Genomic DNA, 16,212 nt, shown 5'->3' on the forward strand with positions numbered 1-16,212 from the left:
TTATACATCATGAAAATGCTGCGACTACTGTTCCTGCTGGCGGGATTGGGCAAGGTGGGCCTCGGAACGACCCTCGCCCAGCAGGTGACGGTGGCGCCGGATGGCTCGGGGAATTTCCGGACCATCCAGGCAGCGGTCAACAGCCTGCCCAACGAGGCCAGCCAGCTGCGTACGGTGTTCATTAAAAACGGCACCTACCGCGAGAAGGTGTTTGTGGACGGCAAGGCCAACATCGTATTCAAAGGCCAGAGCGAAAAGGGCGTGGTGCTCACTTATGCCCAGGCCCGCGATGCCTGGCGCTGCGACCCCGCCGGCGGCCCCGACGACTGGGGTGTGGCCACGCTGAACCTGCGCAACAGTCCCGACATCACGCTGGAGAACCTCACGGTTATCAATTCCTACGGCTTCGATGCCAAGGGCGACGTGGTGCTGGACTGCCCCGCTGAGCCCAGTGGCAAGAAAACCGTCAGCAAAACCGGCCACCAGATGGCCCTGCGCACCATGCCCGGCGCCACCCGCATTACGGTAAAGCATTGCACTTTCCGGGCCCTGGGCGGCGACACGGTGAGCCCCTGGGACACCGAGGCCGGCCTGTATTACTTCAAGGACTGCACCATGGAAGGCGGCGTGGATTTCTACTGCCCCCGCGGGTGGGCCTACGCCGAAAACTGCCGCTTTATCTGCCACAACCCCAATGCGGCCATCTGGCACGACGGCTCGGGCAACCGCGACTCGAAAACGGTACTGAAAAACTGCCGCTTCACCGGCGACGACAACTTCAAGCTCGGCCGCTTCCACCGCGAGGCGCAGTTCTACCTCATCGGCTGCAAGTTTGCCAAGAACATGGCCGACGCTGACATCTATTGGGCTGAATCGGGCCCGGGTGCCAAGCAGTGGGGCCGGCGGGTGTACTACTACGACTGCCACCGCAAGGGCGGCGATTATGCCTGGATGAAAAACAACCTGGCCACCGCCGAAAATGCCCCCAGCCCCCGCGCCATCAACGCGAACTGGACCTTCGGCGGCCGCTGGAACGTGGACCCCCGCAAGCCCGCGCTGCCCGCCCCGGCATCGGCGGCGGTCGATACCATTGCTGAGAAAATGCTGGTCTTCCAGCGCAGCGTGGGCGGCTGGCCCAAGGCGGTGGGGGAGGTGAAGGTGAACTACGACCACAAGCTGACTGCCGCCCAGCGTGCGGCCACGCTGGCCGATAAAAACCGCACCGACGCCACCATCGACAACAACGCGACGACCCGCGAAATCACCTACCTGGTGGAGGCCTTCCGCCGCACCAACAACCCGGCCTACCGCCAGGCCGCCGAAAACGGCATCCGCTTCCTGCTGAAAATGCAGTACCCCAACGGCGGCTTCCCCCAGTACTACCCCGATTTCAGCAACTACCGCCACCAGATAACCTACAACGACGACGCCATGGTGCGGGCTCTGACGGTGCTGCGCAACGTGGCCCAGCAGAAAGACCAGTTCGCCATTGTGGACCCCGGCCTGGTGGCTCAAGCCAAAGAAGCCGTGGACCGCGGCGTCAGCTGTATCCTCAAAACGCAGTACGTACAGAACGGCAAGCTCACGGCCTGGTGCGCCCAGCACGACGAGAAAACCCTGCTGCCAGCCAAAGCCCGCGCCTTCGAGCTAGCCTCGCTGAGCGGCGACGAAACCGTGGGCATCGTGCGCTTCCTGATGGGAGTAGACAAGCCTTCTGAGGCCGTGAAAACCGCCATCGAAAGCGCCGTGGCCTGGCTGAATGCTGTGAAAATGGAAGGCTTCGCCATGAAGGAAATTGATGCTCCCAAGGAGCCGCGCGGCAAAGACCGGGTCATCGTGCCCGAAGCCGGCTCCACGCTGTGGGCGCGGTTTTATGAGCTGAACACCAACCGCCCCATTTACGTGGGCCGCGACAGCCAAGTGCACTACCACTTGACCGAAATCGAAAACGAGCGCCGCGCCGGCTACCTCTACGCCGGTACCTGGCCCGCCAAGCTGCTCGAAAAAGAATACCCCGCCTGGCAAAAGCGCGTGAACACCGCACCGGGCGAAGCAAAAAAATAAACGGCTACATCTATCCTTCCATGACGATTCTAACCAAAGAGCTGGTCCGGACTGCCCCCAGCGCGGCCCTGCCCGTAGCCTGGCCCACCGCCGAAATGCTGGCGCTGCCCGAAAAGGTGCTTCAATTTGGCACTGGCGTGCTGCTGCGCGGCCTGCCCGATTTCATGATTGACGAGGCCAACCGCCAGGGCGTGTTCAACGGCCGCATTGTGGTGGTGAAAAGCACCGACGGCGGCGACGCCACGGCCTTTGACCGCCAAAACGGTCTGTACACGGTGTGCGTGCGCGGCGTTGACGACGGCAAGCCCGTTGAAGACAACGTGGTGTGCGCCAGCATCAGCCGGGTGCTGTCGGCCAAAAGCCAGTGGGCTGAAATCTTGGAATTTGCAGCCAGCCCCGACTTGCAGGTGGTGATTTCCAACACCACCGAAGTCGGCATCCAGCTCGTGAACGAGGACATTCACCTCACGCCGCCGCAGTCTTTTCCTGGCAAGCTGCTGGCCGTGCTCTATTCGCGCTTTGTGGCATTCAAGGGCGATACCAGCTGCGGGCTCGTGATTGTGCCCACTGAGCTGATACCCGACAACGGCCGCAAACTCGAAGCCATTGTGCTGGAGCTGGCCCACCGCAACGACCTAGGCAGCGAGTTCATCGACTGGCTCGAATCGGCCAACAGCTTCTGCAATACCCTGGTCGACCGCATTGTGCCGGGCCTGCCCGACCCTGCTACCTATCAGCAGCTGCAAGCCGACCTGGGCTACCAGGACGCACTGCTGACCGTGGCCGAAGCGTATTCGCTCTGGGCCATTGAAGGCGACGAGCGGGTGCGCGAGGTGCTCTCGTTTCACAGCGCTGCGAAGGGCGTGGTCATCCGGCCCGACATCACATTGTTTCGGGAGCTGAAGCTGCGCTTGCTCAACGGTACGCACACGCTCAGCTATGGGTTAGCGCACCTAATAGGCTGCACCACCGTGCGCGAAGCCCTCGAAAATGAGTGCCTGGCCCGCTTCATTCATAACCTGATGCTGGCCGATTTGCTGCCCGGCATACCGTACCAAGTAGACGAAAAAGTAGGCCAGCGCTTCGGCATGCAGGTGCTCGACCGCTTCCGCAATCCCTATCTGGAGCACCGCTGGCTGGCCATAGCCATGCAGGGCACTATGAAGATGCAGATGCGCAACATCCCCACGCTGCTGCACTACTACCAGCAGCACCGGGCCGTGCCGCACTACATGGCGCTGGGCTTTGCAGCCTACCTACTGTTCATGCGCAACACGGCTTCGGCGCCCGGGGTAGGGCAGGGCGAAGCCAACGGCGAACCCTACACCATCCAGGACGACCGCGCCGGCTACTTTGCCGACCTTTGGGCTCGCCTGTCGCCAGCCGAGCTCACCACCACCGTGCTGCGCAACACTGCCCTCTGGGGCACCGACCTGACCCGCCTGCCCGGCTTCGCCGAATGGGTAAGCCAATATTTAGCTCAACTGCTGGAGGAAGGTGCCGCAGCCACGTTGGCAGCGTTCTTTACCAAGAAAGCAGCGGCCGTAAACTCGTAAGCTCAACGTCTGTCCTACTGACGCAGGAAGCATCTTATCGCTGCTGAACGAATTGAGCTAACGTGAGAAGATGCTTCCTGCGTCAGCATGACAAGAGGCGCGAACGAGATGCCTCGAGCAACTCAAGAGACGTACTACAAATCTATAATTATCCTTCCCCGTGAAGCACCAAGTAGCCCGTATTCACCCCGCCGACAACGTGCTGGTCGCCCTCGTAGACCTGCCCATCGGCACCGAAGTGCCGTGGGAAAATGGGTTCGTGACCGTCACCGAAGCCATTCCGGCCAAACACAAGCTCGCGCCCCTGGGCCTTAGCCCCGGCCAGCCCGTGACCATGTACGGCGTGCTCGTGGGCACCGCCCGCGAGGCCATCCGCCCCGGCGGCCGCCTCACCACGGCCAACATTCAGCACGCCACCAACAGCTACGACGAGCACGCCCAGCAGCGCGCCGCGTGGCAGGCGCCCGACGTGAGTGCCTGGCAAAACCGCACCTTCCAGGGCTTCCACCGCGCCGACGGCCGCGTGGGCACCGCCAACTACTGGCTGGTAATCCCGCTGGTGTTCTGCGAAAACCGCAACATCCAGGTGCTGCAAGATGCCCTGATTACCGACTTGGGCTACGGCCGTCGCAAGAGCTACCAGCCTGAAACCCGCAAGCTCCTGAGCTTGATGCAGGCCGGCAAGTCCATCGAAGAAATCCTGAGCGCTGACTTGGAAGCCGCCGAAGACACGGCCCGCAGCCAGCGCCCCTTCCCGAACGTGGACGGCATCCGCTTTCTCTCGCACGAGGGCGGCTGCGGCGGCATCCGCCAGGATGCCCAGACGCTGTGCGGCCTGCTGGCCGGCTACATCACGCACCCCAACGTGGCTGGCGCCACTGTCCTCAGCCTGGGCTGCCAGAACGCGCAGGCCACCATGCTGCAGGACGAAATCGCGAAGCGCGACCCGCACTTCAGCAAGCCGCTTTACATCCTAGACCAGCAGAAGCTGGGCACCGAGGAGAACCTTATCAGCACGGCCCTGCGGCAGACGTTTGCGGGCCTGATGATTGCCAACCAGGTCCACCGCGAGCCGGCGCCGCTGTCCAAGCTCAATATTGGGCTGGAGTGCGGCGGCTCCGATGGCTTCTCGGGCATCTCGGCCAATCCGGCCTTAGGCCATGTGTCCGACATGCTGGTGGCCTTGGGTGGCTCGGTTATCCTGGCCGAATTCCCGGAGCTGTGCGGCGTGGAGCAGGAACTCGTAGACCGCAGCGTGGACCAACCCACCGCCGAACGATTCAGCAGCCTCATGAAGGCGTACGGCGACAGCGCCGTGGCCGTGGGCTCGGGCTTCGACATGAACCCTTCGCCAGGCAACATCCGCGATGGCCTGATTACGGACGCCATGAAATCGGCCGGCGCGGCCCGCAAAGGCGGCTCTTCGCCCGTGGTGGCCGTGCTCGACTACCCCGAACTGGTAACCAAGCCGGGCCTAAATCTGCTCTGCACCCCCGGCAACGACGTGGAATCGACCACGGCCGAAGTGGGCTCGGGCGCCAACATTGTGCTCTTTACCACCGGCCTGGGCACGCCCACCGGCAACCCCATTGCCCCGGTGGTAAAAATCGCCAGCAACACGGCCCTAGCCAAGCGCATGCCCGATATCATCGACGTGAACACCGGAACGGTGATTGACGGCGAAGAAACCATCGAGCAGGCCGGCGAGCGCATTCTCGACTACGTCATCCGGGTGGCCAGCGGCGAGGAAGTGGCCGCCGTGCGCCACGACCAAACCGACTTCATTCCGTGGAAGCGCGGGGTGTCGCTCTAATATTAGAACAACATCAGAAGAACGTCATGCTGAGCTTGTCGAAGCATCTCGCCAGTGGGAGTAATCCAATCGCTGCAACGATGCGGGCGAGATGCTTCGACAAGCTCAGCATGACGTTCTGATAGATTGCCCGCCAGGCAAATTATTTACGCAACCGTTTCCGCTAATAAATAGCAAAATCAGGAGCGTACATGAAGGTGGGTCCCCAAGTCGGGCTCTACCTTCGGCTCCCTGGAAAATACTAGCACCTATCAGGGCGCCGCTCCTGTATTCTTAGTTGATTATGAAGCCTTTCCTCAACGACGACTTCCTGCTTCAGACGGCCACGGCCGGCACGCTCTACCACGAGTACGCGAAGCAGATGCCCATTATCGATTACCACAACCACCTGCTGCCCGACCAGATTGCCGAGGACAAGCAGTTTGAGAACATCACCCAAATCTGGCTGTACGGCGACCACTATAAGTGGCGCGCCATGCGGGCCAACGGCATTCCCGAGCGTTACATCACCGGCGATGCCTCGGACTGGGAGAAGTTTGAGAAGTGGGCTGAAACCGTGCCCTACACCCTGCGCAACCCGCTTTACCACTGGACGCACCTGGAGCTGCAGCGCTACTTCGGCATCACGGAGCTGCTGAACAAGGACAGCGCCCGCCGCATCTACGACGAATGCAGCGCCAAGCTGCAAACGCCCGAGTACTCGGTGCGCGGCCTGCTGCGCAAGATGCACGTGGAAACCCTCTGCACCACCGACGACCCGGCCGATAACCTGGAGCACCACGAGGCCCTCGCCGCCTCGGGCTTCGAAGTGCGCGTGCTGCCCACCTTCCGGGCCGACAAGGCCATGGCCGTGGACGATGCCGCCAGCTACAACGCCTACCTCGACCGCCTGGGCCCCGTGGCCGCGGTTGACATCCGCACCTTCGCCGATTTGGAAACGGCCCTGCGCCGCCGGCACGACTTCTTCGCCAGCGTGGGCTGCCGCTTGTCGGACCACGGCCTCGAGCAGATTTATGCCGCCGACTACACCGCGGCGGAAGTCGATGCCATATTTAGCAAAATCCGCGGCGGCAGCGGGCTGACGCCAGCTGAAAACAACCAGTTTAAATCGGCCATGCTGGTGCTGCTGGCCGAAATGGACTGGGAGAAAGGCTGGACGCAACAGTACCACTTGGGCGCGCTGCGCAACAACAACTCGCGCATGCTCCGCGAACTAGGCCCCGACACGGGCTGGGATTCCATCGGCGACTTCCCGCAGGGCCGCGCCCTCTCCACGTTCCTGGACCGCCTCGACGGGCAGAATAAGCTGGCCAAGACCATTATCTACAACCTGAACCCGGCCGACAATGATTTGATTGCCACGATGATTGGCAACTTCAACGACGGCTCGGTGGCGGGCAAGATGCAGTTCGGCTCCGGCTGGTGGTTCCTCGACCAGAAGGACGGCATGGAAAAACAGCTCAACTCGCTCTCGAACATGGGCCTGCTGCCCCGTTTCGTGGGCATGCTCACCGATTCGCGCAGCTTCCTCTCGTACCCGCGCCACGAATATTTCCGCCGCGTGCTCTGCAACTTGCTCGGCAACGACGTGGAAAACGGCGAGCTACCAGCTGATATGGAATTGCTGGGCCGCACCGTGCAAAACATTTGCTACGGCAACGCCAAGGAGTACTTTGGCTTCGGCGAAGTAGCTCAAGCGGCGCCGGTAGCTGCCACTGCTCAGTAAGTAAACGTCATGCTGAGCGCAGCCGAAGCATCTCGCGTGCAGCAGTAATCCAGCTAGCTCAACGAAGCAAGCGAGATGCTTCGACTGCGCTCAGCATGACTGTTCTTTCAATCAGGTTCTCAATCCCCCAACTACCCATTAAATGAAGCAAGTTGTCACGTTCGGCGAAATCATGATGCGGCTCGCGCCGCCGCTGAATTACCGGTTCGCCCAAACTCCCAGCCTGGAAATCACTTACGGCGGCGGCGACGCCAACGTGGGCGCTTCGCTGGCGGGGTTGGGCGTGCCCGCCGCGCACGTTACTTGCTTTCCGGCCAACGACCTGGGCCAGGCGGCCGCCCAGCACTTCCGCGCCCTGGGCGTGAACATGGACGCTACCGTATTCAACGGTGACCGGCTGGGGCTGTATTTCCTGGAAGTAGGAGCGGGGATGCGCCCGAGCAAGGTGGTCTACGACCGCGCTAACTCGGCTTTTGCCCACCTCGATGCCGCGGCTTTCAACTGGGATGAAATTCTGAAAGACGCCGGCTGGCTGCACTGGACGGGCATCACGCCCGCCATCTCGGCCAGCACGGCCGAGGCCACGCGCCAGGCCATTGCCGCCGCGCGGCGCCTGGGCATCACCGTCTCGGCCGATGTAAACTACCGCCGCAACCTGTGGCAGTACGGCCAAACGGCTCAATCCGTGATGACGGAACTGGTGGAAGGCTGCGACGTGGTGGTGTGCTCCGAAAACGACGCCGAGGACTTGTTCGGCATCCAGCCGCTGCTCGGTACCGACAACAAGTTTGTGTCGGTAGCCCAGCAGGTGATGGCGCGCTTCCCGCAAATCAAGCAGGTCATCACCACCCGCCGCAACACCCACAGCGCGTCGCACAATGGCCTGAAGGGCCTGTTTTACGACGGCAAGCAGTTCCTCGAAACCCTCACCTACGACATCAACCCCATCGTGGACCGCATTGGAGGGGGCGATGCCTTCATGGCAGGTTTCATCTACGGTTCCTTGGCTTACAACAACCCGCAGCAGGCCCTCACCTTTGCCGTGGCTGCGTCGGCGCTCAAGCACACCATTCACGGCGACATTAACTTAGTGACGGTGGCCGAAGTGGAAGAAATCATGAAAGGCAACACCAGCGGCCGCTTGCTGCGCTAAAGCTCACTTACAGATAATGGCTCAACTGACTGCCTCCGCCGATACATTAGCAACATTGTTGCGCTACCCCGTGGTGCCCGTTTTCTACCACGCCGACGCGGCGTATGCCCAGCGCATGCTGCAGGCCTGCTACGCCGGCGGCATTCGGGTGTTTGAATTCACCAACCGCGGCGGCAACGCCCTCGAGGTGTTTGCGCAGCTCCAGGCCTACGCCCAGGAAAACTGCCCCGATATGGTGCTGGGCATCGGCACGCTGTTCACGGCCGAGCAGGCCGAGCAGTTCATCGCGGCCGGTGCGGCCTTTGTGGTGCAGCCCTGCGCCACGGCCGAAGTAGCTGAAGTGTGCCGCGCCCACAACATTCCGTGGCTGCCCGGCGCCCTCACGCCCACCGAAATTTATCAGGCCAGCCAGATGGGGGCGGCAGTCGTCAAAATCTTCCCCGGCAACATCGTGGGGCCTGATTATGTGAAAGCCCTGCGCGGCCCCATTCCCCACATCAAGCTCATGGTGACGGGCGGCGTGGAGCCTACCCGCGAGAGCGTCAGCGCCTGGTTTGGGGCGGGCGTGAATGCCGTGGGCATGGGCTCGCAGCTGTTCAAAAATGCCGATGATACCGACGCGCTTTCCGCCAGCATTGGCGAGCTGATGCAGTTTGTCGAAACGCTGAAAAAATAGTTGCCGACGGCGCGCGTGGCGCGCCCTTGTTTATTTTCCGAGTATTGCCCTGGTTTCAAATTCCCGAACTCGATGAATCCTACTTCCGCTCAAGCGCCGCCCGGCTCCCCGCTGGCCTCCGCCAATGCCGTCATGGGCAAATTCCGCTGGACCATCTGTGCCCTGGTGTTTTTTGCGACCACCATCAACTACCTCGACCGGGCCGTTATCTCGCTGCTGAAGCCGTACCTGGAAACCGAGTTTCACTGGAACTCGGGCGACTACGCCAACATTGAAATTGCCTTCAAGCTGGCCTACGCGGTGGGCATGGTAGGCGCCGGCCGTATCATCGACAAGCTGGGTACGAAATTGGGCTATGCCCTCTCAACGGCTCTGTGGAGCGTAGCCGCCATGGGCCATGCGCTGGTTAGCAGCACGTTTGGCTTTGGCATAGCGCGCGGCTTTTTGGGCATCACGGAGGCCGGTAACTTTCCGGCCGCCATCAAAACCACGGCCGAGTGGTTTCCGCAACGGGAGCGGGCCTTGGCTACCGGCATTTTCAACTCGGGCTCCAACGTGGGCGCCATCGTGGCGCCGCTCACCGTGCCGCTGATTGCCGAAACCATCGGCTGGAAATGGGCCTTCATCATTACGGGCGCACTGGGCTTTATCTGGCTGGTGCTGTGGATGTATTTCTACGAAACGCCCGCCAAGCACGCCCGCCTCACTAAGGCCGAGTTTGACTTCATCAACGCCGACATTCCGGTGGGCCTGCCAGCCGAAGGGGTGACCGAAGAAAAGCCCAAGGCCTCGTGGGGCAAGCTGCTTACCTTCCGGCAAACTTGGGCCTTCGTGATTGGCAAGTTTATCACCGACCCCATCTGGTGGTTCTACCTGTTCTGGTTGCCCGATTTTCTGGGCAAGCAATACAACCTCAAGGGCACGGCCATTGCCCTGCCGGTAGCGGCGGTGTACATTTTGTCGAGCATCGGCAGCGTGGGCGGCGGCTATCTACCGCTGGGCTTCATTCGGCGCGGCATGCCGGCGTTTCAGGCCCGCAAAACGTCGATGCTCCTCATTGCGTGCTGCGTGTTCCCCATTGTGTTTGCGCAATGGCTGGGGCATTTGAACATGTGGCTGGCCGTGCTCGTCATTGGCATTGCCGCGGCGGCGCACCAGGCCTGGAGCGCCAACATTTTCACCACCGTATCCGACATGTTTCCGAAGCGGGCCGTGGGCTCGGTTACGGGCATTGGCGGCATGGCGGGCGGCCTGGGCGGCATTGCCCTCACGGCCCTGGTGCAGAAGCGCATGTTTGTGCACTACGAAAGCATCGGGCAGATTGACAAGGCCTACTACATCATGTTCTTCATCTGCGGCGCTGCTTATCTGGTGGCCTGGGTTCTGATGTTTACCCTGGTGCCGCGCATGGAGCCCATTACCCTCGACGAAGAACCCAACCAACCCGCAGCCTAGTGCTGTCTCCCTCCATGAAAAAAGTGATAACTCTGGCCCTGTTGTTTATGCTCGGCCTGACCGCCGTATTCCAGGCCAGCGGCAGCCAGCCCGCCACCAGCAAGAACGACAAAGCCGCTAAAGAAGTGGAGGCCCTGGAGCGGCAGCGCTTTGAGGCCCAGGTGAAAAAGGACTACGCCTTTCTGGAAAAAGCCTTTGCCGACGACCTGATTTACACCCACTCCAACGGCAAGCAGAACAACAAAACGGAGTATCTGCAGAGCATTCGCGACGGCAAAAGCGTGTACGATAAAATTGAAGTGGAAAACCTCAACGTGCGCGCCTACAATGACGGCAAAACGGCGGTGGTCAATGGCCAAATCATCATCTACCAGCCCAACAAGCCCGATGGCACGCCCAACGTGGCCCACCTCAAGTACGTGGTGGTGCAGGTGAAGGACAAGCACAAAGGCTGGCAGGTGGTGCTGTGGCAATCGCAGAAACAGGCTTCTTAGGCCCATACCGGCCGGGAAGTACTCTCATGCAGAGCGCAGCGAAGCATCTCGCGTGCTCAAGTAATTCAATCAATCGTCTGTCATGCTGAGCAGCGCGAAGCATCTTATCAAGTCAGAACAAATCGTTCAGCGGCGATAAGATGCTTCCTGCGTCAGCATGACAAATGGCGCGGGCGAGATGCGTCGCTGCGCTCTGAATGACCGCCTGACTACTGGTTTGCCTTATCATACTTAGCTCCGCTCTATCCAAATCCCACCCATGTCTCAGACCACTGAAAACACGCTGGCTACGCCGGTAGGCATCACGCTGGAGCGCTATATCATGCGCAAGCAATCGGAGTTTGCCTATGCCACGGGCGAGTTGTCGCAGCTGCTGCGCGACATTGCCTTGGCCGGCAAAATCGTGAACCGGGAGGTGAACCGGGCGGGCCTTTCCCGCATTACGGGGGCCATGGGCGAGGTAAACGTGCAGGGCGAAAACCAGCAAAAGCTCGATGTGGAAGCCAACATCCGCTTTGTGCGCGCCCTCACCAACGGCGGCGAAGCCTGCGCCGTGCTGTCGGAAGAGGACGAGGACATTATCCAGACTGGCAATGTGAACGGCAAGTACGTGGTGGCCATCGACCCGCTCGACGGCTCCTCGAACATCGACGTGAACGTGAGCATCGGCACCATTTTCGGCATTTATCGCCGTGTGTCGCGCATTGGGGGGCCGGCTCGTAAAGAGGACTTCCTGCAGGGCGGCCGCGCGCAGATAGCGGCGGGCTACGTCCTGTATGGCTCCAGCACCATGCTGGTGTACACCACCGGGCACGGCGTGGCGGGCTTCACGTACGAAAACTCGCTGGGCGAATTCTTTCTCTCGCACCCCGATATCAAAATCCCCCGTCAGGGCCCGGTGTTTTCCTGTAACGAAGGCAACTGGTTTGATTACCCGGAGTTCGTGCGCACCTTCCTCACTACCTGCAAGGAGCGCCGGCTCACGGCCCGCTACGTGGGCTCGCTGGTGGCCGACTACCACCGCAACCTCTTCACGGGCGGTATCTACCTCTACCCGCCCACTGTGGACAAGCCCGGCGGCAAGCTGCGCCTGCTCTACGAGTGCTACCCGCTGGCTTTCCTCATCGAGCAGGCTGGTGGCGTAGCCGTGACCGGGGCCGATTTAGTGCTAGACGTGCACCCGACTTCCGACCTGCACCAGCGTGCCCCTCTCTTCGTGGGCTCTGCCGATTTGGTGGAGGAGCTGCGCTGCAAAGCGACGAAATAAGGCCACTCTCATGCGTGCCAAGGCCCTTTTGCTTGCTCTGGTGGTCCTAGCCACGGGCTATTCGGCGCACGCCCAGCAGCCCAGTTCAACCGTGCTGGACTGGAAAGCCCCTGCCACGCTGAGCACCTACCTGCTGCAGCAAATGCACGCCCAGTATGCACCGCGCGCCGCCGAGCTGGACCGGGCCGCACAGTCGGCAGCGGGAGCGGCGGCCTACCGCGACAGCGTGCGAGCGCGCTTCCGGCGGGTGCTGGGGCCGCTGCCGGCGCGCACGCCGCTCCGGGCCCAGGTCATCGGCAAGCTAACGCGCGACCAGTACCGCATCGAGAAAATTATCTACGAAAGCACCCCGCACCACCACGTTACGGCCAACCTCTACGTGCCCTCGGGCAAAGGCAAGAAGCCCGGCGTGCTGCTGTTCTGTGGGCACGAGCAGGAATCGAAAGCGACAGTATCGTACCAAAAAACGGCCATTCTTTTCGCGCAGCACGGGTTTGTGGTGCTGGTGATTGACCCCATTTCGCAGGGCGAGCGTATGCAGCTCACCGACGCGGCCGGCAAGCCCCTGGCCCGGGGCGGTACCACCGAACACACGCTGCTGAATGCCGACGCCGCTCTGGTGGGTGAAACCGTGCCCGCCGAGCAGTTCTGGGACAACGAGCGGGGCCTCGATTATTTGCTCACCCGCGCCGAGGTAGATACCGCCCGCCTGGGCTGCCTGGGAAACTCCGGCGGCGCCACCCAAACCGCCTACTTCATGGCCCTGGAGAAGCGGATGAAAGTGGCAGCGCTGTGCAGCTACGTGGCCAGCGGCGAGCGCAACCTGGAGCTCACTGGCCCGGCTGATGGCTGCGTGCAACTGCCCGGCGCTGGTCGCGTGCGGCTCGACCTGGCCGACTGGCCCATTATGTTTGCCCCGAAACCCCTGCTGGTGCTGGCCGGCCGCTACGATTTTGTGGACTACACCCAAATCGAGGCTGCCACGGCCGAAACCCGGCGCGTGTACGCCGCCATGGGCCACCCCAATCAGCTCAACTTATTCACCTACGATGATGGGCACGGCATTTCTCAGCCCAAGCGGGAGGCTGCGGTGGCCTGGTTCCGGCGGTGGTTTTATGGCGATGCCAGCCCAATTCGGGAAGGCGCCCTGGCAACATTGTCTGAGAAAGAGCTGCGCTGCACGGCCACCGGCCAAGTCAATACTGCTTTCCCCAACGAAGTGACCCTGGCCGCCGCACATTTAGCTGCCGCGCAGAAGCTGGCCCCAGCCCGTGCCGCCGTTGCGCCAGAAGCCATAGGAGAACTAGTGCGCCGGGAGATGAACATTTCCTTCACCGCGAATGGCCGGGCATTGTCCATGGCGCTGCTCGACACCGTGCGCCGCAACGGCCTCGTGTTGCAAAAGCTGATTCTGCGCCGCGAAGGCGAACCGCCGCTGCCCGCCCTGCTAGCCATGCCGCCCGCCTCGGCGCACCCTACCCGGGTGCTCATCTGGCTGCCTGATGCGGGCAAAGCCGCTATTCTGGACAGCGCGGCCCAGGTACAGGCCTACCTGCGCCAGGGCACGGCCGTGCTGCTGGCCGACTTGCGCGGCCTGGGCGAAACCACCGACCCTGCTGCTTTCAACGACCCCAAATACTACAACCGCGAGTACCGAAACGCCCTGCTGGCCCTGCACATAGGCCGCCCGCTGCTGGCTCAACGCGTGGAAGACCTGAACTCAATCCAAACTTTCGTGCGCAACCAAGCGCAGCTGTATGGCCTGCCCATGGAAATAAGGGCCAGCGGTCGGGCCGTGGGGCCCGCCCTGCATGCCGCGGTTATTTGGCCCACTTTCGTCCGAGTCGTGGTAGAACAACCGCCCCGGTCATATCAGCAACTACTAGCCCAACCCAGGGCCAAGGATGTGTATTCGGAAGTACTGCCGGGAGTATTGCTACGCTATGATTTGCCGGATTTGCAGCGGGCGTTGGGCAACCGGCTGGTGCTGCCATAGCGCCACGCCTGCAGTTGCTTGGTGTCGGTGGTCACGCCCTATTCTTCGGCATCGAAAGCAGCTCACTGAGATTAAAGCGAAGCCGCTTAGAAGTTAAAGCGCAGTTGCTCTCCACGCCAGGTGCTTGGGGTGCCGGTAGAAGCGGCTAGTAGGCGCTGGCGCTCCCGCTCGTGCGCCCCATGTTTCTGAAGCCAGGCCAAAGCGGGTTCTTCGTCCTTAAACCAGCCTACGCGGGCGGCCCAGGTAGGCCACTCGCTCACGGGCTCTTGACCCAGCTTGGGCAAGTCCTGCCACAGCGAAGGCGCCACCAGCAGGGCAATACACGGGGGGTGCCCCAACTGGGCCCGCACCCGGGGAAAATAATCTTCCTCCAGCCACTCATGTAGCTCAGGCGGCTGGGCGTTTGAGCTTTCTCGCCCATCCAGCAGCCAGTAGCGGCAGCGCCGACGCATAGCGGTTGCCAGCAGCACTTCGCAGGTTTTGGTGACTTCCTCGGCGCTTAGGGCCCGCTTGAGGCGGCCGCGTAGCAGCGAAGAGCCGGTTCGGCACGTTACTGGGCAGAAAGTGAGGCTCGGTAGAGGAGCATCTGGCAAGTGACTGAGCTGAGGCATAGGGTGAGATTGTAATCTCACCAAAGGAACAATATTTATATGATATATGCAAAATATTGTAATAGCTTGATAGTCCGTACTATTCTTACAGTAAACACCCTTGCCTTAGGCTAGCCAGTAGCCAGAAAAGCTCGCACCATCGCCGTAATCAGGTGGTTAATAGCTTCTCGCTGCTCGACTGTCGCTGTAGGTTAGCTCAATTTTTAAGCTAGATGGCATTTGCCGAACAGATAACGCGCGTTGCCCAACCCATGCCCCATACAGCTACAGGAGCCGGGGTGGGTTGGGCAATATGAAGCGCGATTGAAGAGTACAGTTAGAGTATTCCAACTGCCCTCGACAGGCTATGCTTCCGGCCCAAAATCCGGGGCACTTTCCAATAGCTCGTTTTGCCAGAGCAGCTGGTCTTCGCGGATGGGGTAGGGGGCACCATTACGAATGGTTTGGAACACGGCTTCAAACAGGTTCATGTAGTCGCCAGGAGCGGCGGGGTCCGGAGTGGTAGTGAGGCTGCCGTCGGGGGCAGCCAGGGTGAGGCGGCCTTCCTGACCGTGCTTCTCGTGCCCATAGTCGGGCGCCAGGGGCGACGTGCCTTGGAGCAATTGGGCTTCCTGAGGGTCGGTGCGGCCTTTTTGGTAGCTGCCCAGGGTGCCGTGCAGGATGTAGGCGGGGCCGGGGTCGGCGATGAGCAGGCCGGAAGTCAGCCACACGTTCAGGTTGTGTGGGAAGCGCAGGTGCAGCGTAAAGAAGTCATCGACGCGGCTGCCGGCCCGGTACCGGCCCACCGTCTTGTGGCTGCCGAGCGGCTGCCCAAACAAGCTGATGGCCTGGTCGATGAGGTGCGGGCCCAGGTCGTAGAGCAGGCCGCTGCCGGGCAGCGGCTCTTCCTTGAACTTCTTGGTGTGCAGGGCCGGCTTGTAGCGGTCGAAGCGAAAGTGCACTTCGATGAGCTGGCCCAACTGCCCGCTTTCGACCACGCGACGCACGGCGCCAAAGTCGCTGTCCCAGCGGCGGTTTTGGTAAGCCAGGAGGTGGCGGCCCATTTCCCGGGCTAGCGCCACCAGCGCCTGAAGTTGAGCTACGGAGGTGGCCACGGGCTTTTCCAGTAGCACGTGCTTGCCGGCGCGCAGGGCTTGCTGGGCCAGCTCGAAGTGGGTGTTGCTGGGCGTGTTCACCACCACCAGCTCAATAGTGGGGTCGGCCAGCACGTCGGCCACGCTCGGGTAGCTGCGGATGCTGGGGTAGTCGAGGTGCATGCGCTTTTCGGTGCGCTCGGCCACGGCCAGCAAGTCAAACCCGGGGTGGGCGGCCAGAAACGGGGCTTGAAAAAGCTTGCCCGACATGCCGTAGGCCAGCAGGGCGGTGCGAATGGGTGCAGTGGTCATGCGCCAAAGTAAAGTG

12 protein-coding genes are annotated in these 16,212 nt (G+C 61.6%); 10 read left to right on the forward strand and 2 right to left on the reverse strand.

The genetic code is table 11. The annotated features are described in order from the left end of the window. Nucleotides 1-15 precede the first annotated feature (15 nt). From pelA to LJ738_RS17245, 10 genes are all read left to right on the forward strand, one after another. Complete coding sequence (pelA, locus tag LJ738_RS17200; protein WP_227787600.1) at nt 16-2,064, forward strand: pectate lyase; 2,049 nt, start codon at nt 16-18, stop codon at nt 2,062-2,064. Nucleotides 2,065-2,084: 20 nt separating this feature from the next. Continuing rightward, the gene (locus LJ738_RS17205) at nt 2,085-3,620 is read left to right on the forward strand and encodes a tagaturonate reductase (RefSeq protein ID WP_227787601.1); all 1,536 of its coding nucleotides are present in this window, start codon (nt 2,085-2,087) and stop codon (nt 3,618-3,620) included. A gap of 160 nt (nt 3,621-3,780) precedes the next feature. Continuing rightward, nucleotides 3,781-5,433, forward strand: coding sequence for a UxaA family hydrolase (locus LJ738_RS17210; RefSeq protein WP_227787602.1), 1,653 nt, complete (start codon nt 3,781-3,783; stop codon nt 5,431-5,433). Nucleotides 5,434-5,716: 283 nt separating this feature from the next. After that, nucleotides 5,717-7,159, forward strand: a complete 1,443-nt coding sequence (uxaC, locus tag LJ738_RS17215) for a glucuronate isomerase (protein WP_227787603.1) — start codon at nt 5,717-5,719, stop codon at nt 7,157-7,159. Nucleotides 7,160-7,301: 142 nt separating this feature from the next. After that, nucleotides 7,302-8,312: a sugar kinase gene (locus LJ738_RS17220; protein ID WP_227787604.1), complete on the forward strand. Its 1,011-nt coding sequence runs from the start codon at nt 7,302-7,304 to the stop codon at nt 8,310-8,312. Between the two features lie 16 nt (nt 8,313-8,328). Then, nucleotides 8,329-8,988 carry a beta/alpha barrel domain-containing protein gene (locus LJ738_RS17225; protein WP_227787605.1) on the forward strand — a complete coding sequence of 220 codons (660 nt, stop codon included), beginning with the start codon at nt 8,329-8,331 and terminating at the stop codon, nt 8,986-8,988. 72 nt (nt 8,989-9,060) lie between these two features. Further along, entirely contained in the window at nt 9,061-10,443 is a 1,383-nt protein-coding gene (locus LJ738_RS17230; protein WP_227787606.1) for an MFS transporter, read from the forward strand. Between the two features lie 14 nt (nt 10,444-10,457). Beyond that, nucleotides 10,458-10,937 (forward strand): nuclear transport factor 2 family protein, encoded by a 480-nt coding sequence (locus LJ738_RS17235; protein ID WP_227787607.1) that lies wholly within the window; start codon nt 10,458-10,460, stop codon nt 10,935-10,937. Between the two features lie 259 nt (nt 10,938-11,196). Then, nucleotides 11,197-12,204 (forward strand): class 1 fructose-bisphosphatase, encoded by a 1,008-nt coding sequence (gene fbp, locus LJ738_RS17240; RefSeq protein WP_227787608.1) that lies wholly within the window; start codon nt 11,197-11,199, stop codon nt 12,202-12,204. A 10-nt stretch (nt 12,205-12,214) separates the two neighbouring features. Then, the gene (locus LJ738_RS17245; RefSeq protein ID WP_227787609.1) at nt 12,215-14,200 is read left to right on the forward strand and encodes an alpha/beta hydrolase family protein; all 1,986 of its coding nucleotides are present in this window, start codon (nt 12,215-12,217) and stop codon (nt 14,198-14,200) included. 86 nt (nt 14,201-14,286) lie between these two features. Here the strand turns inward: LJ738_RS17245 and LJ738_RS17250 are convergent, their stop codons facing one another. Next, complete coding sequence (locus LJ738_RS17250; protein WP_227787610.1) at nt 14,287-14,811, reverse strand: hypothetical protein; 525 nt, start codon at nt 14,809-14,811, stop codon at nt 14,287-14,289. A gap of 344 nt (nt 14,812-15,155) precedes the next feature. Then, nucleotides 15,156-16,196 carry a Gfo/Idh/MocA family oxidoreductase gene (locus LJ738_RS17255; protein ID WP_227787611.1) on the reverse strand — a complete coding sequence of 347 codons (1,041 nt, stop codon included), beginning with the start codon at nt 16,194-16,196 and terminating at the stop codon, nt 15,156-15,158. Nucleotides 16,197-16,212: the final 16 nt, after the last annotated feature.

It is taken from the genome of Hymenobacter plasmatis, from assembly GCF_020711255.1.
GTDB lineage: Bacteria > Bacteroidota > Bacteroidia > Cytophagales > Hymenobacteraceae > Hymenobacter.

Coding starts and splice junctions, on each gene's coding strand:
- pelA (WP_227787600.1), top strand. CDS start 16: ATGCTGCGACTACTGTTCCTGCTGGCGGGATTGGGCAAGGTGGGCCTC.
- LJ738_RS17205 (WP_227787601.1), top strand. CDS start 2,085: ATGACGATTCTAACCAAAGAGCTGGTCCGGACTGCCCCCAGCGCGGCC.
- uxaC (WP_227787603.1), top strand. CDS start 5,717: ATGAAGCCTTTCCTCAACGACGACTTCCTGCTTCAGACGGCCACGGCC.
- LJ738_RS17220 (WP_227787604.1), top strand. CDS start 7,302: ATGAAGCAAGTTGTCACGTTCGGCGAAATCATGATGCGGCTCGCGCCG.
- LJ738_RS17225 (WP_227787605.1), top strand. CDS start 8,329: ATGGCTCAACTGACTGCCTCCGCCGATACATTAGCAACATTGTTGCGC.
- LJ738_RS17230 (WP_227787606.1), top strand. CDS start 9,061: ATGAATCCTACTTCCGCTCAAGCGCCGCCCGGCTCCCCGCTGGCCTCC.
- LJ738_RS17235 (WP_227787607.1), top strand. CDS start 10,458: ATGAAAAAAGTGATAACTCTGGCCCTGTTGTTTATGCTCGGCCTGACC.
- fbp (WP_227787608.1), top strand. CDS start 11,197: ATGTCTCAGACCACTGAAAACACGCTGGCTACGCCGGTAGGCATCACG.
- LJ738_RS17245 (WP_227787609.1), top strand. CDS start 12,215: ATGCGTGCCAAGGCCCTTTTGCTTGCTCTGGTGGTCCTAGCCACGGGC.
- LJ738_RS17250 (WP_227787610.1), bottom strand. CDS start 14,811: ATGCCTCAGCTCAGTCACTTGCCAGATGCTCCTCTACCGAGCCTCACT.
- LJ738_RS17255 (WP_227787611.1), bottom strand. CDS start 16,196: ATGACCACTGCACCCATTCGCACCGCCCTGCTGGCCTACGGCATGTCG.